The organism is Cellulomonas sp. ES6, assembly GCF_030053835.1.
Taxonomy (GTDB): domain Bacteria; phylum Actinomycetota; class Actinomycetes; order Actinomycetales; family Cellulomonadaceae; genus Cellulomonas.
The window spans coordinates 1,001,389-1,019,885 of record NZ_CP125655.1; the positions used below are offsets into that span (position 1 = coordinate 1,001,389).

Below are 18,497 nucleotides of genomic sequence, written 5' to 3' on the forward strand. Positions count from 1 at the left end.
CGGGCGCGGCGGCAGAGGAAGTGAGACAGCCATGAGCTCGGCGAAGCGGCCCGTCCGGCCGCGCCCGGAGACCCTGGAGCGCCGGCGGCGCATCCTGACCGCCGCCATGACGACGTTCGGCAGCAAGGGCTACAACAACGGCCCGCTCACGGAGATCGCCGAGCAGGTCGGCATGACGCACGCGGGGATCCTCCACCACTTCGGGTCCAAGGACCAGCTCCTCGTCGAGGTGCTGCGCTTCCGCGACCAGTCCGACGTCGAGGGGCTCGCCGAGCAGCACATCCCCGGCGGCATCGAGCTGTTCCGCCACCTCGTGCGGACCGCGTTCGCCAACGAGGAGCGGCCCGGCATCGTCCAGGCCTACGCGGTGCTGTCCGCCGAGTCCGTGACCGACGACCACCCCGCGCGCGCGTACTTCGAGGAGCGCTACCGCACGCTGCGCGCCGAGATCGCCGACGCGTTCCGGGAGGTCTGCGCCGAGCGCGGCGTGACCGAGCCCGACACGGTTGGCCGTGCCGCCGCCGCCATCCTCGCGGTCATGGACGGGCTCCAGGTGCAGTGGCTGCTGGCCCGCGACGACGTGGAGCTGGCGCGGACCAGCGAGTTCGCGATCGAGGCGCTGGTCGCGGCGGTCGTGCAGCCGCAGGAGCCCGTCGTCGGCACCGGGCGCGGCTGACGCCCGTCCCGGGACCGACCCCGGGCTTGCCGCCGCACGCCCGGGCGGTGTTCAATGAGTTGACTCATCGACTCATTGGAGCACCTCATGGCCGGTCTCGTCCTCCTGCTCCTGCTGGCGCTCGCCGGGTGCGTGGGCGTGCTCCTGGCGCTGCTGCTCGCGGCGGCACGGGGCGGCACGACCGCGGACGCCCCGGCCGTCACACGCGCCGCCCGGCGGCACGAGACGCTGGTGTCCCTCGGCGCCACCGCGACCAGCGTGCTGGTGGCGCTCGCGGTCGTCGGCTCCTCCGACGTCGTCTGGACGTCGACGTACGAGCCCCTGCCCGCCGCGCCGGGCGTCCTCGCGTACACCGCGCCGTTCCTCGCATCGGTGGTGTTCGCGGCCGTCCGGGCGCTCGGGGAGACGTCCTGGCCCCGCCCCCGGGGCGCCGTCCGCTCCGCGCCGCTCGCGCGCCGGACGGTCCGCGACCTCGGGGGCCGACGCCTCGTCGCCCTGCTGGGGACCGTCGCGGCGGGGCTGGTCGCGGTCGTGGTCCTGGGCCTCACGGCCGCCCCCGACGGCCGCTCGGTGGCGCACCCGCCGGTCCTCGACGCCGCGGGCCGGGTGGTCGGGACCGGCGCGTCCGGGCCGTACCCGGGCTGGCCCTTCGGCGTGCCGGTCGCGGTCGCACTGCTCCTGGCGCTCGGTGCGGCACTGGTCGCGCTGCGCGTCATCACCCGGCGCCCCCCGCTGCCCGTGCTGCCCACCGCCCACGACGACGTCATCCGCCGCACGTCTGCCGCGCGGGTGCTGGCGGGCGTCCAGGCGTGGACCGGCTCCGCCCTCGGCCTCATGCTGCTCGTCGCCGCCGCCGCCCTCGCGAACGCCGAGCACCCCGCGGGCAGCGCGGCCGCAGCCGCGGCGGGCGCCGCCTTCCTGGTCGTCTCGCTCGGCCTCGCCGGCTCCGCCGTGCCCGCCCGCAGGCTCACCCCGGCCGCGGCAGCCGGCGACAGGGTCCGGGGCGTGGCCGCGTGACGGAGCTGCGGGTCGACGTCTCCGCCGCGACGCCCGTCTACGAGCAGATCCGGGCCCAGGTCGCGGGCCTCGTCGCGCTCGGCACCCTGACTCCGGGCGAGCGCCTGCCCGCCTCCCGCGACCTCGCGCGCGACCTCGGCATCGCGGTCGGCACCGTGCAACGCGCCTACCGGGAGCTCGAGGCGGCCGGCGTGGTGACGTCGCGGCGCCGCGTCGGGACCGTCGTCGCGGGTCCGGAGGCCGGCACGGCCCCTGCGCACCGGCGGGACGCCGCGGACGGCCGGGACGGCGCGCACGGCACACCGACGCTGCTGGACGACGTGCGCGCGCTCGTCCGCAGGGCCCGCGCCGAGGGGCTCACCGACGGCGCACTGCTCACGCTCGTGCGGGGCGCGCAGGTCGACCCGTCGCCGGACCGGTCGCACCCACCGGGTGTGCTGCGGCTCGAGGGCGACCGGGGCCTCGTCGGGCCTCCCCCGGCCTAGAGGCCCTCCGCCTTGCGCGGGCGTCCCAGCAGCAGCGGCGCCAGGGCGTCCACCGGCAGACCCTCGTGCAGCACCTGCACGACGGCCGCGGTGATCGGCATCTCGACGCCCGCGCGCTCCGCGAGGTCCAGCACCGAGCGCGAGGACTTCACGCCCTCCGCGGTGCCGCCGGTGGCCGTGACCGCCTCGTCGAGCGTCATCCCCTGGCCGATGCGCAGGCCCAGGCGGTGGTTGCGGGAGTCCGGCGACGCGCACGTCGCCATGAGGTCACCCATGCCCGCGAGGCCCGGGAACGTCTCCGCCCTCGCACCGAGCGCCAGGCCGAGACGCGTGATCTCCACGAGGCCGCGCGTGATGACGGTCGCCATCGTGTTGTAGCCCAGGCCGCGGCCCTGGGAGATCCCGACCGCGAGCGCGATGACGTTCTTCACCGCCCCGCACAGCTCGACGCCCACCACGTCGTCGTTGGTGTAGGGCCGGAAGTACCCGGACGCGCACGCGGCGGCGACGCGCTCGGCGGTGCCGGCGTCCGACGACGCGACGACGGTGGCCGTCGGCTGGCGGGCGGCGATCTCCGAGGCGAGGTTCGGGCCCGACAGCACCGCCACCCGGGCCGGCTCCAGGTCGAGCGCCTCGGCCACGACCTCGCTCATCCGGCGGTCCGTCGCCAGCTCGACCCCCTTCATGAGGGAGACCGCGACGGCGCCCGGGTCGAGGCGGCCGGCCAGCGGGGCGAGCGTCGCCCGGGCGGACTGCGACGGCACCGCGACGGCGACGACGTCCGCGCCCGCCACCGCGGCGACCGGGTCCGGGTCGGCCGTCACGCGCGCGGGCAGGTCGACCCCCGGCAGGTACCGCTCGTTGCGGCGCGACCCGGCGATCTCGGCGCACACGGCGGCGTCGCGCCCCCAGACGGTGACGTCGCAGCCCGCGTCGGCGAGCACGGCCGCGAACGTCGTGCCCCACGCGCCGGCGCCGAGGACGGCAGCGCGCGTCACGCGGCCCCGTCCGCCGTGGGGGCGGCAGGCCCGGCCGCCCCGGCGCCGCCCCCGGCGCGGCGCATGTCGTACGGCCGCTCGGGGGGCGTCTCGCCGCGCACGTCGGCCAGCAGCGCGGTGATCGCCGCCATCACCCGGGCGGTCGCCTCGCGCAGCGTCGCGGCGTCCAGCGGGCGGTCGTACAGGTCCGCGAGGTCGACGGGCGGTCCGGCCAGCACGGTCACGCGCTTCGGGGGGATCGGCTTGAACACCTTCGCGTAGCGGCCGAGCAGCAGCTGCGGCCCCCACTGCGCGATCGGCACGACGGGGACGCGGGTCGTCAGCGCGAGGCGGGCGACGCCGGTCTTCGCCACCATCGGCCACAGGTCCGGGTCGCGCGTGAGCGTGCCCTCGGGGAAGACCGCGACGCACTCCCCCTCCCGCAGCGCCTGCTCGGCGGCCCGCAGGGAGTCGCCGGCCTGGGAGGTGTTCCGGTACACCGGGATCTGGCCGCTGGTCCGCAGCACCCAGCCCACCACCGGCACCGAGAACAGCGACGACTTCGCGAGGATCTTCGGCGCGACCCCGTTGTCGTACAGGAAGTGCGCGAAGGTGACCGGGTCGACGTTCGTCATGTGGTTGCCCGCGGCGATGAACCCGCCCGCCGGGAGGTGCTCGGCGCCGCGCCAGTCGCGACGCGTGATCGCGTACAGCACGGGTCGCAGCACACGGGCGACGTTGCGGTAGGCGCGGTTGGCGCGGGGCGGGTGCACGGGAGCCGATGCTACCCGGGCGGCCGCACGCGCCCCTCCGGGTGGCCGACGCGGCAGCACAGCGTAGGCCCGCCCGCGAACCGCGCAACCGCTGGCAGGAGCGTCGGCGTGCGATCGGCGGGCGCATTTGGCACTATCGGACCGTCCTCGCGGCCGAGCCGCGGGGCGCCCGGGCGTCGTTGGGACGAAGCGAGCCGCACGGGACACCAGCGCGTCGCGCCCTCACGCACGTCGCGCCCCGGCTCCGGAGCACGCATGTCCCTCACCACCCGCGCCTCGTCCCCCGCGGAGCGCCGCACCACCACGGCACCCGGCACCTTCCACCTGCTCGGCGACGACGCCCTCGTCTGGTCCGAGCCCGTCTTCCGCCTCCACGGGTTCGAACCGGGTGACGTGGTCCCGTCGACGTCGCTGATGCTGGCGCACTGCCACCGCGACGACCGTCCCGCCCTGGAGGCGGTGCTGCGCGCCGCGCCCCCCGCGCCCGGCGAGGGACGCAGCGTCCGGTACCGCCTCGTCGACGCGTCGGGCACGGAGCGCGTGGTGCTGGCGGCGTTGGCGCCCGGTCTGGACGAGCGGCACGCGCGCGGGTCCCGCCCCGCGGCCGGCGGGACGCGGACCGACGGGTCCGCGGCACCCGCGGAGCACCGGGCGCAAGCCGGGATCCGGACCGAGGACCACTCCCGCGTCGACGGCTCGCCCGCGGTGGAGTGCCCGCCCGCCGGCGAGGGACGCGGCCTCCAGCTGCTGGGCCTGCTCGTCGACCTGGGCGCTGAGATCGGCGCGACGGCCGCGCGGCGGGCGGACGAGATGCTCACCGCGGCGATCGCGTCGCGCGAGGTCATCGACCAGGCCAAGGGCGCCGCGATGCTCGCCTACGGGCTCGACGGCCCGGCGGCGTTCGAGCTGCTGCGGTGGCACTCCGAGCACCTGAACGTCAAGGTGCGCACCGTGGCGGAGCGGATGCTCAGCGCGCTGCCCGGCCGCCGGCGCGACACCGACCCGCGGGACCTGCTGGACGGCGCCCTCGCGAGCCTCGTCGACGCGGGCGCGCACGCCGACGGGGCGGGACGCACGGCCGACGCGCCGGCGCCCCTGGTCGTGCGGCACCGCCTGGACGGCCGGTCGGTGCTTGTGGCGCTCGACGGGGAGGCCGACGCCGCGACCGCGCCGGCGCTCGTCGCCGGGTTCGCGGACGCCCTGCGGGCCGTGCCGCCCCGCGGCATGCTCGTCGTCGACGCGTCGCACCTGCGCCGGCTCGGCCCGGTCGCCGCCCTGCACCTGGCGCGCCTGCGCCGGCGCTGCGACAACGCGGGCGTCGCGCTGCGGATCCTGCCGCCCGCCGGGGGCCGTCCCGAGATGCGGGGACCCGCCGCACGCAGCAGCATGTGAGGCACCCGCACCCGAGGAGGACTGACGTGAGCGACCAGCCGACGGACCGCCCCGAGGGCGTGCTGCCCGACGGGGACCCCGACGACGTGGCCGAGGCGAGCACCCCCGGCTCGGAGGGCGACGGACCCGAGGCCGCCTACGAGGCAGAACCCGGCCGGACGGGCGGGGACGAGCCGGACGGCGCGTGACGGTGGCCGAGCCGACCGTCCCGACGCCCGGCGGGTCGCTCGCGCACGCCCCGGCCGCGGACGCCGAGGCGTGGCGGACCGGGATCCTCGACGAGCTCCACGGCCTGCTCGTCGCCACGGTCCCGGTGGACGCGCTGCTCGACGCGATCGTGCGGCGCGCGGCGGACCGCGGCGGCCCCGGGTCGTCCGCCGCGATCACCGTGCGGCTCGAGGGGCAGTCGACCGTGGCCGCGGCCGCCGACGAGCGTGCGGCGGCGTGCGACCGGGCGGAGCAGGCCGCGGGCGACGGCCCGTGCCTGGAGGCCGCGCGCGTCGGGCGGCGCCTCACCGTCCCGGACGTCGCCGGGGAGCAGCGGTGGCCGGCGTGGCGCGCCGAGACGGTGCGCGTGGGCTTTCTCGCCGCGGCCGCGCTCCCGGCGACCGTCGTGCCCCGCAGCGCGCTCGAGCTCGCGATCGACCTGTACCGGACCACGCCCGGCGAGTGGGACGAGGACGTCCTGGACGACGTCGCGCGCCTCGCCGACGACGCCGCGCGGGCCGTGGTGGTCGCCGCGCGCGCCGAGGAGCAGGCCCGCCTCAACACCGACCTGCGCCAGGCGATGGCGTCGCGCGCGGTCATCGACCAGGCCCTCGGCGTGGTGATGGCGCAGAACCGCTGCGGCCCGGAGGAGGCGTTCGCGATCCTGCGGCGGGCGTCGCAGCACCGGAACAGCAAGATGCGGGACGTCGCCGGCGAGATCGTCGCGCAGGTGTCCGGGACGCAGGCGCACAGCCCGCACGAGTTTCGCGACCGGCCGCGGAGCTGAGCCGTCCGGGCGTCAGCCCCGGTCGAACTCCGCACCGAGCGCCGCGAGCTTGTCCGTGAAGCGCTCGTAGCCCCGGTCGATCAGGCTGATGCCGCGCACCGCCGACGTGCCCTTCGCGGCCAGCGCCGCGATCAGGTGGCTGAACCCGCCCCGCAGGTCCGGCACCTCGATGTCCGCGGCGGCCAGCGGCGTCGGGCCCGAGACGACGGCCGAGTGGTAGAAGTTGCGCTGCCCGAACCGGCACGGCCGGCCGCCCAGGCACTCCTTGTAGACCTGGATCGTCGCGCCCATGCCCCGCAGCGCGTCCGTGAACCCGAACCGGTTCTCGTACACGGTCTCGTGCACGATCGACAGGCCCTTGGCCTGCGTCAGCGCGACGACCAGCGGCTGCTGCCAGTCGGTCATGAAGCCGGGGTGGACGTCGGTCTCGAGCACGATCGAGGACAGGTCGCCGCCGGGGTGGAAGAACCGGATGCCGTCGTCGTCGACCGTGAACTCGCCGCCGACCTTGCGGAACGTGTTGAGGAACGTGGTCATCTCGGGCTGGGTGGCGCCGCGGACCAGGATGTCGCCACCCGTGGCGAGCGCCGCCGAGGCCCAGGACGCGGCCTCGATCCGGTCCGCGAGCGCGGTGTGCCGGAACCCGACGAGCCGGTCGACGCCCTCGATCCGGATGACCCGGTCCGTGTCGACCGAGATGATCGCGCCCATCTTCTGCAGGACGTTGATGAGGTCCATGATCTCGGGCTCGATGGCGGCGTTCGTCAGCTCGGTGATGCCCTCGGCGCGCACGGCGGTCAGCAGCAGCTGCTCGGTGGCCCCGACGCTGGGGTACGGCAGCGTGATCTTCGTGCCCTGGAGGCGGCGCGGCGCGCGGATGTGGATGCCGTTGTCGCGCTTGTCCACCACGGCCCCGAACTGGCGCAGGATGTCGAGGTGGTAGTTGATCGGCCGGTCGCCGATCCGGCAGCCGCCCAGGTCCGGGATGAACGCCTCGCCGAGGCGGTGCAGCAGCGGCCCGCAGAACAGGATCGGGATGCGGCTGGAGCCCGCGTGCGCGTCGATGTCGGCCACGTGCGCGGACTCCACGTCCGTCGGGTCGAGCCGCAGCACGCCGGCCTCGGCGTCCGCGCCGACCCGCACGCCGTGCAGCTCCAGCAGGCCGGTCACGACGGCGACGTCGCGGATCTGCGGGACGTTGCGCAGCTCGCTCGGCGTCTCCCCGAGCAGCGAGGCGACCATCGCCTTCGAGACGAAGTTCTTGGCGCCCCGGACGGTGATCTCGCCCGACAGGGGCGTGCCGCCGTGGACGTACAGCAGATCGGTCATCCCCCCATGGTGACGCACGCCGGCGCGCGATCACGCCCCCGCGCCGCGCACGCCCGTCCCCGTACCCCAAACCTCCACAACCCACCCGCCCGCGCCGTTCCCGCGAGTTCGGCAGTCCGGGCGCGAGGTCGGCAGCTCCAGGTGCCGACCTCGCCTGGGACTGCCGAACTCGGCGGGTGGGGTGCGGGTGCGGGTGCGTGCGGGTGCGTGCGGGTGGGGTGCGGGCGGGGCGGGAGGGTCAGAGGCCGGGGCGGCGGCCGATCGCGACCTCGACCGGGCGGGCGGCCTTGATCTCGACCGGGGGCAGGTGCTTGGCCGGCAGCGTCTTCGGGCGCCAGGCGTCCCGGGTGGCCTCGAACGCCGTGATCTCGCCCTCGTGCTGCAGCGTGAGGCCGATGTCGTCCAAGCCCTCCATGAGGCGCCAGCGCGTGTAGTCGTCCACCTGGAACGGCACCACGACGTCGTCGCACGTGACGGTGCGGGTGCCGAGGTCCACGGTCACCTCGGTGCCCGGCTTGGTCTCGAGGATCTTCCAGATCAGCTCGATGTCCTCCTGCGCGACCTGGGCCGCGAGCAGCCCCTGCTTGCCGGAGTTGCCGCGGAAGATGTCGGCGAACCGGGCGGACAGGACGACCCGGAATCCGTAGTCCTTCAGCGCCCACACGGCGTGCTCGCGGGAGGACCCGGTGCCGAAGTCGGGGCCGGCGACCAGCACCGAGCCCGCCTTGTACGCGTCCTGGTTGAGCAGGAACTCCGGGTCGTTCCGCCACGCGGCGAACAGCGCGTCCTCGAACCCCGTGCGGGTCACCCGCTTGAGGTAGACGGCCGGGATGATCTGGTCGGTGTCGACGTTGCTGCGGCGCAGCGGGACGCCGACGCCGGTGTGCTGGGTGAACTTCTCCATGACGGTTCTCGATCCTGGGGTCGTGGGGGGCGTCGGGGCGGCGGGGCTCAGGCCGGCTGGAGGTCCAGCGGCGAGCCGTCCGGCACCGCGACGTCGGGGCCGAGGTCGGAGACGGACGAGAGCGTGCCGCGGATGGCGGTCGCGGCGGCGACCAGCGGCGACACCAGGTGCGTCCGGCCGCCCTTGCCCTGCCGGCCCTCGAAGTTGCGGTTCGACGTCGACGCGGACCGCTCCCCCGGCGCGAGCTGGTCGGGGTTCATGCCCAGGCACATCGAGCAGCCGGCGTTGCGCCACTCCGCGCCGAAGTCGAGGAAGATCCTGTCGAGCCCCTCGGCCTCGGCCTGCAGCCGCACCCGGGCGGAGGACGGGACGACCAGGACGCGCACCGAGTCGGCCTTCTTCTTCCCGCGCACGATCTTCGCGGCCGCGCGCAGGTCCTCGATGCGGCCGTTGGTGCAGGAGCCGATGAACACCGTGTCGACGGCGATCTCGCGCAGCGGCTGGCCGGGCGTCAGGCCCATGTACTCGATGGCGCGCTCGGCGGCGACGCGCTCGTTGGCGTCCGCGATCTGCTCGGGCACCGGGACCGACCCGGACAGCGGCAGGCCCTGGCCCGGGTTGGTGCCCCAGGTGACGAACGGCTCGAGGTCCGCGGCCTCGATGACGACCTCGGCGTCGAACACCGCGTCGTCGTCCGAGCGCAGCGTCTCCCAGTACGCGACGGCGGCGTCCCAGTCGGCGCCGGTGGGGGCGTGCGGGCGGCCCTTCAGGTACTCGAACGTGGTCCGGTCGGGGGCGATCATGCCCGCGCGGGCACCGGCCTCGATCGACATGTTGCAGATCGTCATCCGGCCCTCCATCGACAGGCTCCGGATGGCCTCGCCGCGGTACTCCAGGACGTAGCCCTGGCCGCCGCCGGTCCCGATCTTCGCGATGACCGCCAGGATGATGTCCTTCGCGGTGGCGCCGAGCGGCAGGGAGCCGTTGACGGTGATCGCCATCGTCTTGAAGGGCGCCAGCGGCAGCGTCTGGGTGGCGAGCACGTGCTCGACCTCGGAGGTGCCGATGCCGAACGCCAGGGCCCCGAAGGCCCCGTGCGTCGACGTGTGGGAGTCGCCGCACACGACGGTGAGGCCCGGCATGGTCAGGCCGAGCTGCGGGCCGACCTGGTGCACGATCCCCTGGTCCGCGTCGCCGAGGGAGTGCAGCCGGACGCCGAACTCCTTCGCGTTGCTGCGCAGCGTGTCGATCTGCGTGCGCGAGGTGAGGTCGGCGATCGGCAGGTCGATGTCGAGCGTCGGGGTGTTGTGGTCCTCGGTGGCGAGGGTGAGGTCCGGGCGGCGGACCTTCCGGCCGGCGAGCCGCAGGCCCTCGAACGCCTGCGGGCTGGTGACCTCGTGCACCAGGTGCAGGTCGATGTAGAGCAGGTCCGGCGCGCCGTCGGTGCCGCGCCGCACGATGTGGTTCTCCCACACCTTCTCCGCCAGTGTGCCGGCCATGTCGCCGTCCTCTCGTCCGCCCGGGCGGGGGGCCGCCGCGGGTCCGTTCTCCGTGTCGCACTTGCGTCTCAGCCAGCGAGACGCCAATATCGACCTATGGACAACTCTAGCGGAGTCGGCGTGCTGGACAAGGCCGCCTCGGTCCTCAACGCCCTCGAGGCCGGACCCGCCACCCTCGCGCAGCTGGTCAACGCCACCCATCTTGCCCGTCCGACGGCCCACCGTCTGGCCGTTGCGCTCGAGCACCACCGCCTGGTGGGGCGCGACATGCAGGGCAGGTTCGTCCTGGGGCCGCGGCTGACCGAGCTCGCCAGCGCCGCCGGCGAGGACCGGCTGCTCGCCGCGGCCGGCCCGGTGCTCGCCGCCCTGCGCGACCACACCGGGGAGAGCGCGCAGCTTTACCGCCGGCAGGGCGACCAGCGCATCTGCGTGGCCGCCGCCGAGCGCCCCATCGGCCTGCGGGACTCCATCCCCGTCGGCGCGACCCTCACGATGTCCGCCGGCTCCGCCGCCCAGATCCTGCTCGCGTGGGAGGAGCCCGACCGGCTGCACCGCGGCCTCCAGGGCGCCAAGTTCACCGCGACGATCCTGTCCGGCGTCCGCCGCCGCGGCTGGGCGCAGTCGGTGTCCGAGCGCGAGGTCGGCGTCGCGAGCGTCAGCGCCCCGGTGCGCGGGCAGTCCGGCCGGGTCGTCGCGGCCGTGTCGATCTCCGGCCCCGTCGAGCGCCTCTCGCGCCAGCCCGGCCGCCTGCACGCCGCCGCGGTGGTCTCCGCCGCGAACCGTCTCACGGAGGTCCTGCGCCGCACGGCGGAGTGACGCGGGCGCGGCGCGGCGCCGTGCGCCGGCGCACACGCACGCGAGTTCGGCAGTCCCAGGCGAGATCGGCACCTCGGACTGCCGACCTCGCACCCGAACTGCCGACCTCGCGGGATGACCTCGCGGGGCACAGCACGGCACGGCAGGCCGGGCGGGTCGAGGTCGTCAGGTGCGGCTGAGGTCGTCACGTGGAGCTGACGACCTCGGCCCGAGCTGACGACCTCGGCGGTGCAGGGCGGCCGGAGGCGGGCGGGACGGCGGAGTGGGCCGTACGGGATGCGACGGGGCGTCCGCGGTCACGCGGATCGCAGGCGGCCGGGTCGCAGGCGGCGTGGGGAATGGCGAAAGGCCGGCCGCCCCGTGGGCGACCGGCCTTTCTTCTGTACCCCCAAGGGGATTCGAACCCCTGTTACCGCCGTGAGAGGGCGGCGTCCTAGGCCACTAGACGATGGGGGCCTAGTCGATCCCACCGCGGCAGCGGCGTGACCGGGTCATACTCTACATCATCCTGCTCGGCCTCGTCGAACCACCCGATCCCGGGTCATTCTCGGAAACCTTGCTGGGGTACCAGGACTCGAACCTAGACTAAGTGAACCAGAATCACTCGTGCTGCCAATTACACCATACCCCAATGGCGATCCCGGCCATTCTTCCGCCTTCCCGGGCCGGCGCCGGCCGGTGCGCGGGGGCGCCGGACGAGCAGGTGGGAGGGACGGCGTCGTGGACGCTGTGCCGACCGAGAACATTACCGGAGGAACGGGCGGGCTCCAAACCGGCCGGCGGCGCTCAGAGCCCCAGCACGCCCGGCAGCTCGTCGAGGGTGCCGATGACCACGTCCCCGGGCAGCGCCTCCGTGGCGTTCGCGTGCTTCGCCCCGAGCCCGGGCCGGGCGAGCCACACGCCCCGCAGACCGGCGGCCACGGCGGCGCGGGCGTCCACGTCCAGCTCGTCCCCCACGTACGCCGTGCGCCCGGGCTCGGTGCCGAGCCGGCGGCACGCCTCGGCGAACACCCGGGGGTCGGGCTTGCCGAAGCCGAGCGTGTCGACGCCGACCAGCAGCGGGACGTCCTGCGCCAGGCCCGCCCGGGTGAGCTTGCGGACCTGGTACTCGGTCGCGGCGTTGGTGAGCGCCCCGACCCGGATGCCGGCGTCCAGCAGGCGCCGGACGGTCGCCGCGGCGTCCTCGTGCGCCGCCCACGCCCCCGTGAACCGCTCCTCGAACAGGGCGTTCCACCGGTCGTAGGCCGCGTCGTCGAGCGCCGGCCCGCCGAAGGCGGCGTGCAGGTCGTTCGCGCGGCCCATCCGCTGGTCGCGGTAGCTGACCTCACCGCGCGTGTACTGCCGGTAGCGCCCGTGGGCGTCGGCCCGCCAGTGCGCGAGCACCTCCGAATCGCGGGCGGGGTCCAGGCCCGGCAGCCACTCGCGCGCGACGGCGGCGAGCGCCGCGGCGAACGCCCCGTGCGTGTCCACGAGGGTGTCGTCGACGTCGAACAGGACGCCGTCGACCAGGGGACCGGGGGCGGGAGCCGTCACAGCGTGGCGCGCAGCGCGGCGACCCGGGCGAGCGTCGACGCGCGGCCCAGGATCTCCAGCGACTCGAACAGCGGCGGGGACACCCGGCGGCCCGAGACGGCCACCCGCAGCGGCGTGAACGCGAACCGCGGCTTGATGCCCAGCCCGTCCACCAGCGCAGCCTGGAGGGCCTCCTGGACGGCCTCGGTGGTGAACCCGTCGGCGGGCAGCGCGGACAGCGCCTCCGTGGCGGCGTCGAGCACCTGCGCGGCGGTGTCCTTGAGCGCGCCCCGGGCGTCCTCCTCCACCACGAGCGCGTCGTCGGCGACGAACAGGAACCCGAGCATCCCGACGGCCTCGCCTAGCAGCGTCACGCGCGTCTGGATGAGCGGGGCGCCGGCGTCGAGCAGCGCCCGGTGCTCCGGCGACAGGTCCGCGTAGGAGTCGGCGGGCACCAGGCCGGCGCGGTGCAGGTACGGCACCAGGCGGTCCCGGAAGTCGTCCGGGGCGAGCAGCCGGACGTGCTCGGCGTTGATGGCCTCGGCCTTCTTGAGGTCGAACCGCGCCGGGTTCGGGTTCACGTCGGCCACGTCGAACGCCTCGACCAGCTCGGCGACCGAGAAGATGTCGCGGTCCGGGCCGATGGACCAGCCGAGCAGCGCGAGGTAGTTCAGCAGCCCCTCGGGCGTGAAGCCGCGCTCCCGGTGCAGGAACAGGTTCGACTCGGGGTCGCGCTTGGAGAGCTTCTTGTTGCCCTCCCCCATGACGTACGGCAGGTGCCCGAACTGCGGCATGACGGTGGCGACGCCGAGCTCGAGCAGCGCGCGGTACAGCACCACCTGGCGCGGGGTGGAGGACAGCAGGTCCTCGCCGCGCAGCACGTGGGTGATGCCCATGAGCGCGTCGTCGATCGGGTTGACCAGCGTGTACAGCGGGTGGCCGTTGCCGCGCACGATCACGTAGTCCGGCACGGAGCCGGCCTTGAACGTGACGTCGCCGCGCACGAGGTCGGTGAACGTCACGTCCTCGTCGGGCATGCGCAGCCGCAGCACGGGCTCGCGGCCCTCGGCGCGGTACGCGGCCCTCTGCTCGTCGGTGAGGTCGCGGTCGTAGCCGTCGTAGCCGAGCTTCGGGTCGCGGCCGGCGGCGCGGTGCCGGGCCTCGACCTCCTCCGGCGTGGTGAACGACTCGTAGGCGTAGCCGCCCTCGACCAGCCGGCGCGCGACGTCCGCGTACAGGTCCATGCGCTGCGACTGCCGGTACGGCTCGTGCGGGCCGCCGACCTCGACGCCCTCGTCCCAGTCCAGCCCGAGCCAGCGCAGCGCGTCGAGCAGCTGCTGGTACGACTCCTCGGAGTCGCGCGCCGGGTCGGTGTCCTCGATCCGGAACACGAACGTGCCGCCGACGTGCCGGGCGTACGCCCAGTTGAACAGCGCGGTGCGGATCAGGCCGACGTGCGGCGTACCGGTCGGGGACGGGCAGAAGCGGACGCGCACGGGCGCGGAGCCGGGGGCAGCAGGACTCACGGCCTCCACCCTAGCGACGGTGCGAGCCGCTCCCGACCGGCGGGCCGGCGGGCGCGCGGCCGTCAGGAGCGGCGCAGCACCGGGTTGCGCAGCGTGCCGATCTCCTCGACCTCGACCTCGACGACGTCCCGCTCGGCCAGCAGCCCGACGCCCGCCGGGGTGCCGGTGAGGATGATGTCCCCGGGCAGCAGGGTGAAGACCTCGGAGATGTACGAGATCAGCGCGGCGACGTCGAACACCATCTGCGAGGTGCGGCCGTCCTGCTTGGCCTCGCCGTTGACGCGCGACCGGACGGCCAGGTCCTCGACGTCGAGCCCCGGGACGACCCAGGGGCCGATCGGGCAGGACGAGTCGAACCCCTTGGCGCGGGTCCACTGCGGGTCGGTGCGCTGGGCGTCGCGGGCGGTGACGTCGTTGGCGACGGTGTAGCCGAACACGCGGCTGAGGGCGTGCTCGGGGCGGACGTCCTTGGTGACCTTGCCGATGACGACGGCGAGCTCGGCCTCGTACGAGACCTCCTCGGTCCAGTCCGGCAGCACGATCGGGTCGTCCGGGCCGACCACCGCGGTGTTCGGCTTGAGGAACAGCAGCGGCGCCGTCGGCACCTCGTTGCCCATCTCGGCGGCGTGGTCCACGTAGTTGCGGCCGACGCCGACGATCTTGGACCGCGGGATGACCGGGGCCAGCAGCCGCACGCCGTCGCCGAGCGGGATGCGCTCGCCGGTGGGCTGCACCGGGGTGTAGATCGGGTCGCCGGTGATGACGACGAGCTGCTCCTGACCGGGCTCGCCCTCGACCAGGGCGTAGCGGGGGTCGTCCCCCGTGGTGAACCTCGCGATGCGCACGGGCCCACCCTAGCCGCGCGCGGCGGTCACACCCGGGCGAGCACCTCGCCGTGCAGCACGGCGAACCAGCCGTCGGGGGCGGTGCCCCACTCGCGCCAGCCGACGGCGAGCTGCTCGAGCCCGACCTCGTCGGCCAGCGCGTGCTCGACGGCCTGCCGCCCGAAGTCGGACTGGACGCAGCGGTCGGCCCACAGGTCGGACCACCAGGCGCGGTCCTCGGCGGACGCGTAGCACCAGACGCCCGCGGTGACGACGAGGGAGTCCGGGTCGTAGCCCGCGGCCAGCGCCCAGGAGTGCAGGCGGCGACCCGCGTCCGCCTCGGCGCCGTTGGCCTGCGTGACCTCGTGGTACAGCGCGGACCACTCGTCCAGGGTCGGCGACGGCGGGTACCAGGTCATGCCCGAGTAGTCGGCGTCGCGCACCGCGACCACGCCGCCCGGCTTCGTGACCCGCCGCAGCTCCCGCAGCGCCGCCACGGGGTCGACGAGGTGCTGCAGCACCTGGTGGGCGTGCGTCACGTCGAACGTGCCGTCCTCGAACGGCAGCGCGTACGCGTCGCCCTCCTGGAACGTCACGGTGGTGGCGCCGGCGGACGCGGCCTCCTCGCGCGCGAGCTCCAGGACCTTCTCGGAGCGGTCGACGCCGACGACGGCGCCGGGTGCGACGCGCGACGCGAGGTCGACGGTGAGGTTGCCGGGGCCGCAGCCCACGTCGAGCAGGGACAGGCCCGGGCGCAGGGCGGGCAGCAGGTAGGCCGCCGAGTTCTCCGCGGTGCGCCACCGGTGGGAGCGCAGCACGCTGTCGTGGTGGCCGTGGGTGTAGACCTCGGCCGGGTGCGTGTCGGTCACCCGCCGACTGTAGGGCGGCGCGGCGGCTCCGTTCCAGTGGGCGGTACGCGGTGTCTCGCTGTCCGAGACATGCCGTCACGCACTAGCGTGACGGCATGCAGCGGATCGCCGGGGTGGACGTGGCGCGCGGCCTCGCCGTGCTCGGCATGGTCACCGCCCACGTGGGCCCCGGCGGACCGCAGGACCCGTGGCCCTGGTCGCTCGCCCAGGTCGCGGACGGCCGCCCCGCGGCACTGTTCGTGCTGCTGTCGGGCGTCTCCGTCGCGCTGCTGTCCGGCGGGCACGCGGCCGTCACGGGCACCCGGCGCGTCCAGGCGCGCACCCGGCTGCTCGTCCGGGCGTTCCTCGTGCTGGCGGTCGGGGTGCTCGTCGAGCTGCTCGGCACGCCGGTGGCCGTGATCCTCCCCACGTACGCCGTGCTGTTCGCCTGCGCCGTCCCGCTGCTCGGCACGCCGCCCCGGCGGCTCCTCGTCGCCGCGGCGGTGGTCGCGACGCTCGGCCCGGTGCTGCGGATCGCGCTCGACCCGGCGCTCGAGCGGCTCCCGGGCCGCGCGTGGACCGAGATCCTCACCGGCACGTACTACCCCGCGGTGGTCTGGTTCGCGTACGTCCTCGTGGGGCTCGCCGTGGGGCGCACGGACCTGCGCTCGACCCGCGTCCGGCTCCGGCTGCTCGGCACCGGCGTCGCGCTCGCCGTCGTCGGTCACGGGGCGTCGGCGCTCCTCACCCGTGCCGTCCCGCCCGACGGCACCCTGGCGGCCCTCGTCACGACGGAGCCGCACTCGTCCTCACCGCTGGAGGTGGTCGCGAACACCGGCGTGGCGCTCGCCGTGCTCGCGCTGAGCCTCGTCGTCGCGGACGCCGCACCGCGTCTCGTCGCACCCGTCGCCGCGACCGGCGCCCTCGCGCTGACCGCGTACACGGGGCACCTCGTCGCGATCGCGGTGCTCGGCGACGACGTCGTGTGGGAGCCGGACGCGGCGACGTGGCTCGCGTTCCTCGTCGGCGTCACCGGGATGTGCTGGCTGTGGCGCGCGGCGTTCGGCCGCGGACCGCTCGAGCGTCTGCTGCACGACCTCGCCGCACGGGCCTCCGACGTCGCCCCCGACGCCCTGCCGCCCGCCCGGGCGTGAGCCCCGGTCAGGGCCAGCCGAGGTGCCGCGCCCACCGGCCGTCCGCGCGCTCGTACTGCACCCGCAGGTGCGCGCGGTCCGAGTCGCCCTGCCACAGCTCCACCTCGTCGGCCTCGACCGCCCAGAGCTGCCAGGTCGGCACGACGAGCCGCGGCTCGCGGTCCACCCGGGCGCGCGCGGCGACCACGGCGCTGGTCATCTCGTCGATCGAGTGCAGCACCTCCCCCGGCCGGGACGCGAGCGCCGCCGCGCGGGAGCTGGGCGAGCGCCGCAGGAAGTCGGCCGCGCAGGTCGCCTCGTCCAGCACGCGGGCCGTCCCGACGACGCGCACCTGGCGGCCCAGCAGCTGCCAGTAGAACGACAGCGACGCGCGCGGGTTCCCCGCGAGCTGGCGCGCCTTCACCGTGCGGGCGTCCGTGGCGAACACCCACGCGCCGTCGGCCAGGTCCGCCAGCAGCACCACCCGCGCGCTCGGCGTCCCGTCCGGACCGACCGTCGCCAGGGTCATCGCGTGCGGCTCCGGCACGCCCGCGTCGACCGCCGCGGCGAACCACTCCTCGAACGCCTCCACCGGGTCGGCGGGCAGCGCGTAGGGATCGACCTCGGGCAGGTTGCCGGTCAGCGCCGGCAGGGCGCGGACCCGGTCCCGCGTGGACGCTCGGGGCAGCATCGACCCAGTATGGCGGCCGCGCCGGGGCGGGCGCCGGGACGCGGGCCGGGACCCTCGGACGGCCGGCCGCACCCGTGCGCGGCCGGCCGTCCCGGGAGGCTCAGGCCAGCGAGAGCAGCGGGTCGCCCGCGGCGACCGTGGTCCCGGGCTCGGCGAGCCGGGTCAGCGAGTCGGGCTGCGCCTCCAGGCCGATCACCGGGCAGATCGCGGAGCGGCCGCCGACCTCGATGGCGGCCGGTTCCCACTCGACCAGGAGCTGGCCCTGCTCGACGACGTCCCCCTCGGCGACGTGGAGCGTGAAGCCCTCCCCGCCCAGCTGCACGGTGTTGATGCCGAGGTGCACCAGCACCCCGCGCCCGCCCTCGGCGAGCAGCACGAACGCGTGCGGGTGCAGCTTCGCGACGGTGCCGGCGACCGGCGCGACGACGGCGCGGCCGGCGTCCGGGTCGGGCTGCACCGCGAGCCCGGGCCCGACGATCTCCCCGGAGAACACCGGGTCGTCGACGTCCGCGAGCGCCCGCACGGCGCCGGCGACGGGGGCGAGGACGGTCAGGGCCGCCATCAGCGCAGGTCCTCGATGTCCGAGGCCAGGGTGTCGGCCTCGGGGCCGACGATCACCTGCACGACGGTGCCGGACTGCATGACCGCGATGGCGCCCGCGGCCTTGAGCGTGGGCTCGCTGACCTTCGACGGGTCCTCCACCTCGACCCGCAGCCGGGTGATGCACGGCTCCAGGTCGACGATGTTGGCGTCCCCGCCCAGTCCGGCGAGGATCTGCTCGGCCTTGCTCATGGTGTGTCTCCTTCGGTGCTCGGTCGGTGGGGTCTGCGGGGGCGGGTCACATCAGGTCGGCCAGGTCGAGGGCGAGGGTGTCGACGCTCGGCCCGATGACCACCTGCACCACCCTGCCGGACACCATGACCCCGAACGCCCCGGCCGCACGCAGGGCGGCCGTGTCCACGCGGGACGGCTCCTTGACGAGGGAGCGCAGGCGCGTGGTGCACGGCTCGATCTCGTCGATGTTGTCCACCCCGCCGAGCCCGGCGAGGATCGCCGCGGCCTGGTCGGTGTCGGGTCGTGCCATGCGGGTCCTCCCTGGTT

21 protein-coding genes and 2 tRNA genes are annotated in these 18,497 nt (G+C 75.3%); 8 read left to right on the forward strand and 15 right to left on the reverse strand.

From position 1 onward, the window contains the following. Nucleotides 1-31 precede the first annotated feature (31 nt). From P9841_RS04745 to P9841_RS04755, 3 genes are all read left to right on the forward strand, one after another. Nucleotides 32-676, forward strand: coding sequence for a TetR/AcrR family transcriptional regulator (locus P9841_RS04745; RefSeq protein ID WP_283320928.1), 645 nt, complete (start codon nt 32-34; stop codon nt 674-676). Between the two features lie 87 nt (nt 677-763). Beyond that, nucleotides 764-1,693 carry a hypothetical protein gene (locus tag P9841_RS04750; RefSeq protein ID WP_283320929.1) on the forward strand — a complete coding sequence of 310 codons (930 nt, stop codon included), beginning with the start codon at nt 764-766 and terminating at the stop codon, nt 1,691-1,693. Further along, nucleotides 1,690-2,178: a GntR family transcriptional regulator gene (locus tag P9841_RS04755; protein ID WP_283320930.1), complete on the forward strand. Its 489-nt coding sequence runs from the start codon at nt 1,690-1,692 to the stop codon at nt 2,176-2,178. The genes P9841_RS04750 and P9841_RS04755 overlap by 4 nt, the downstream gene beginning before the upstream one ends. On the opposite strand, the gene P9841_RS04760 is transcribed toward P9841_RS04755, so the two are convergent. Together P9841_RS04760 and P9841_RS04765 are read right to left on the reverse strand one after the other, a co-directional pair. After that, entirely contained in the window at nt 2,175-3,176 is a 1,002-nt protein-coding gene (locus P9841_RS04760; RefSeq protein ID WP_283320931.1) for an NAD(P)H-dependent glycerol-3-phosphate dehydrogenase, read from the reverse strand. The two genes, P9841_RS04755 and P9841_RS04760, sit on opposite strands and share 4 nt — an antisense overlap. Next, nucleotides 3,173-3,928: a lysophospholipid acyltransferase family protein gene (locus P9841_RS04765; RefSeq protein WP_283320932.1), complete on the reverse strand. Its 756-nt coding sequence runs from the start codon at nt 3,926-3,928 to the stop codon at nt 3,173-3,175. Before P9841_RS04765 ends, P9841_RS04760 begins: the two co-directional genes overlap by 4 nt. A gap of 255 nt (nt 3,929-4,183) precedes the next feature. Here P9841_RS04765 and P9841_RS04770 point away from each other — a divergent pair, with 255 nt between their 5' ends. Genes P9841_RS04770 through P9841_RS04780 form a run of 3 tightly spaced genes read left to right on the forward strand, consistent with a single transcriptional unit; the run spans nt 4,184 to nt 6,314 of the window. Next, nucleotides 4,184-5,320, forward strand: coding sequence for an ANTAR domain-containing protein (locus P9841_RS04770; protein ID WP_283320933.1), 1,137 nt, complete (start codon nt 4,184-4,186; stop codon nt 5,318-5,320). Between the two features lie 26 nt (nt 5,321-5,346). After that, nucleotides 5,347-5,508: a hypothetical protein gene (locus P9841_RS04775; RefSeq protein ID WP_283320934.1), complete on the forward strand. Its 162-nt coding sequence runs from the start codon at nt 5,347-5,349 to the stop codon at nt 5,506-5,508. Then, nucleotides 5,505-6,314, forward strand: coding sequence for a GAF and ANTAR domain-containing protein (locus tag P9841_RS04780; protein ID WP_283320935.1), 810 nt, complete (start codon nt 5,505-5,507; stop codon nt 6,312-6,314). Before P9841_RS04775 ends, P9841_RS04780 begins: the two co-directional genes overlap by 4 nt. A 12-nt stretch (nt 6,315-6,326) precedes the next feature. Here the strand turns inward: P9841_RS04780 and murA are convergent, their stop codons facing one another. The 3 genes from murA to leuC all read right to left on the reverse strand — a co-directional run bounded on the left by murA (nt 6,327) and on the right by leuC (nt 10,046). Further along, nucleotides 6,327-7,643: a UDP-N-acetylglucosamine 1-carboxyvinyltransferase gene (gene murA / locus P9841_RS04785; protein WP_283320936.1), complete on the reverse strand. Its 1,317-nt coding sequence runs from the start codon at nt 7,641-7,643 to the stop codon at nt 6,327-6,329. A gap of 238 nt (nt 7,644-7,881) precedes the next feature. After that, nucleotides 7,882-8,547, reverse strand: a complete 666-nt coding sequence (gene leuD / locus P9841_RS04790) for a 3-isopropylmalate dehydratase small subunit (protein ID WP_283320937.1) — start codon at nt 8,545-8,547, stop codon at nt 7,882-7,884. Nucleotides 8,548-8,594: 47 nt separating this feature from the next. Continuing rightward, nucleotides 8,595-10,046, reverse strand: a complete 1,452-nt coding sequence (gene leuC, locus P9841_RS04795) for a 3-isopropylmalate dehydratase large subunit (protein ID WP_283320938.1) — start codon at nt 10,044-10,046, stop codon at nt 8,595-8,597. 96 nt (nt 10,047-10,142) lie between these two features. Between leuC and P9841_RS04800 the strand changes: the two genes are divergently transcribed. Then, nucleotides 10,143-10,862, forward strand: coding sequence for an IclR family transcriptional regulator (locus tag P9841_RS04800; protein WP_146836102.1), 720 nt, complete (start codon nt 10,143-10,145; stop codon nt 10,860-10,862). A 383-nt stretch (nt 10,863-11,245) separates the two neighbouring features. On the opposite strand, the gene P9841_RS04805 is transcribed toward P9841_RS04800, so the two are convergent. The 6 genes from P9841_RS04805 to P9841_RS04830 form a co-directional block, all read right to left on the reverse strand. Continuing rightward, nucleotides 11,246-11,318 (reverse strand) — tRNA-Glu (locus tag P9841_RS04805). Nucleotides 11,319-11,421: 103 nt separating this feature from the next. Then, nucleotides 11,422-11,493 (reverse strand) — tRNA-Gln (locus P9841_RS04810). Nucleotides 11,494-11,648: 155 nt separating this feature from the next. Next, entirely contained in the window at nt 11,649-12,395 is a 747-nt protein-coding gene (locus P9841_RS04815; protein WP_283320939.1) for an HAD family hydrolase, read from the reverse strand. Next, entirely contained in the window at nt 12,392-13,900 is a 1,509-nt protein-coding gene (gene gltX, locus P9841_RS04820) for a glutamate--tRNA ligase (RefSeq protein ID WP_283320940.1), read from the reverse strand. The genes P9841_RS04815 and gltX overlap by 4 nt, the downstream gene beginning before the upstream one ends. A gap of 62 nt (nt 13,901-13,962) precedes the next feature. Next, the gene (locus tag P9841_RS04825) at nt 13,963-14,745 is read right to left on the reverse strand and encodes a fumarylacetoacetate hydrolase family protein (protein WP_283320941.1); all 783 of its coding nucleotides are present in this window, start codon (nt 14,743-14,745) and stop codon (nt 13,963-13,965) included. A gap of 26 nt (nt 14,746-14,771) precedes the next feature. Continuing rightward, nucleotides 14,772-15,593 (reverse strand): methyltransferase domain-containing protein, encoded by an 822-nt coding sequence (locus P9841_RS04830; protein ID WP_283320942.1) that lies wholly within the window; start codon nt 15,591-15,593, stop codon nt 14,772-14,774. A 95-nt stretch (nt 15,594-15,688) separates the two neighbouring features. On the opposite strand from P9841_RS04830, the gene P9841_RS04835 reads away from it, so the two are divergent. Then, nucleotides 15,689-16,726, forward strand: a complete 1,038-nt coding sequence (locus tag P9841_RS04835; protein ID WP_283320943.1) for a heparan-alpha-glucosaminide N-acetyltransferase domain-containing protein — start codon at nt 15,689-15,691, stop codon at nt 16,724-16,726. 7 nt (nt 16,727-16,733) lie between these two features. Here P9841_RS04835 and P9841_RS04840 read toward each other — a convergent pair whose 3' ends face one another. The 4 genes from P9841_RS04840 to P9841_RS04855 form a co-directional block, all read right to left on the reverse strand. Next, entirely contained in the window at nt 16,734-17,396 is a 663-nt protein-coding gene (locus P9841_RS04840; RefSeq protein ID WP_283320944.1) for a pyridoxine/pyridoxamine 5'-phosphate oxidase, read from the reverse strand. A 100-nt stretch (nt 17,397-17,496) separates the two neighbouring features. Next, nucleotides 17,497-17,958 (reverse strand): PTS sugar transporter subunit IIA, encoded by a 462-nt coding sequence (locus P9841_RS04845; protein WP_283320945.1) that lies wholly within the window; start codon nt 17,956-17,958, stop codon nt 17,497-17,499. Next, on the reverse strand, nt 17,958-18,188 hold the full coding sequence (locus P9841_RS04850; RefSeq protein WP_222171790.1) for a PTS sugar transporter subunit IIB: 231 nt from the start codon (nt 18,186-18,188) through the stop codon (nt 17,958-17,960). Before P9841_RS04850 ends, P9841_RS04845 begins: the two co-directional genes overlap by 1 nt. 46 nt (nt 18,189-18,234) lie before the next feature. Continuing rightward, on the reverse strand, nt 18,235-18,480 hold the full coding sequence (locus P9841_RS04855; protein WP_283320946.1) for a PTS sugar transporter subunit IIB: 246 nt from the start codon (nt 18,478-18,480) through the stop codon (nt 18,235-18,237). Nucleotides 18,481-18,497: the final 17 nt, after the last annotated feature.

What these genes read in the sequence shown, in the direction of transcription:
- P9841_RS04745 (WP_283320928.1), top strand. Translation starts at nt 32, where the DNA reads ATGAGCTCGGCGAAGCGGCCCGTCCGGCCGCGCCCGGAGACCCTGGAG.
- P9841_RS04750 (WP_283320929.1), top strand. Translation starts at nt 764, where the DNA reads ATGGCCGGTCTCGTCCTCCTGCTCCTGCTGGCGCTCGCCGGGTGCGTG.
- P9841_RS04770 (WP_283320933.1), top strand. Translation starts at nt 4,184, where the DNA reads ATGTCCCTCACCACCCGCGCCTCGTCCCCCGCGGAGCGCCGCACCACC.
- murA (WP_283320936.1), bottom strand. Translation starts at nt 7,643, where the DNA reads ATGACCGATCTGCTGTACGTCCACGGCGGCACGCCCCTGTCGGGCGAG.
- leuD (WP_283320937.1), bottom strand. Translation starts at nt 8,547, where the DNA reads ATGGAGAAGTTCACCCAGCACACCGGCGTCGGCGTCCCGCTGCGCCGC.
- leuC (WP_283320938.1), bottom strand. Translation starts at nt 10,046, where the DNA reads ATGGCCGGCACACTGGCGGAGAAGGTGTGGGAGAACCACATCGTGCGG.
- P9841_RS04800 (WP_146836102.1), top strand. Translation starts at nt 10,143, where the DNA reads ATGGACAACTCTAGCGGAGTCGGCGTGCTGGACAAGGCCGCCTCGGTC.
- P9841_RS04835 (WP_283320943.1), top strand. Translation starts at nt 15,689, where the DNA reads ATGCAGCGGATCGCCGGGGTGGACGTGGCGCGCGGCCTCGCCGTGCTC.
- P9841_RS04840 (WP_283320944.1), bottom strand. Translation starts at nt 17,396, where the DNA reads ATGCTGCCCCGAGCGTCCACGCGGGACCGGGTCCGCGCCCTGCCGGCG.
- P9841_RS04845 (WP_283320945.1), bottom strand. Translation starts at nt 17,958, where the DNA reads ATGGCGGCCCTGACCGTCCTCGCCCCCGTCGCCGGCGCCGTGCGGGCG.
- P9841_RS04850 (WP_222171790.1), bottom strand. Translation starts at nt 18,188, where the DNA reads ATGAGCAAGGCCGAGCAGATCCTCGCCGGACTGGGCGGGGACGCCAAC.
- P9841_RS04855 (WP_283320946.1), bottom strand. Translation starts at nt 18,480, where the DNA reads ATGGCACGACCCGACACCGACCAGGCCGCGGCGATCCTCGCCGGGCTC.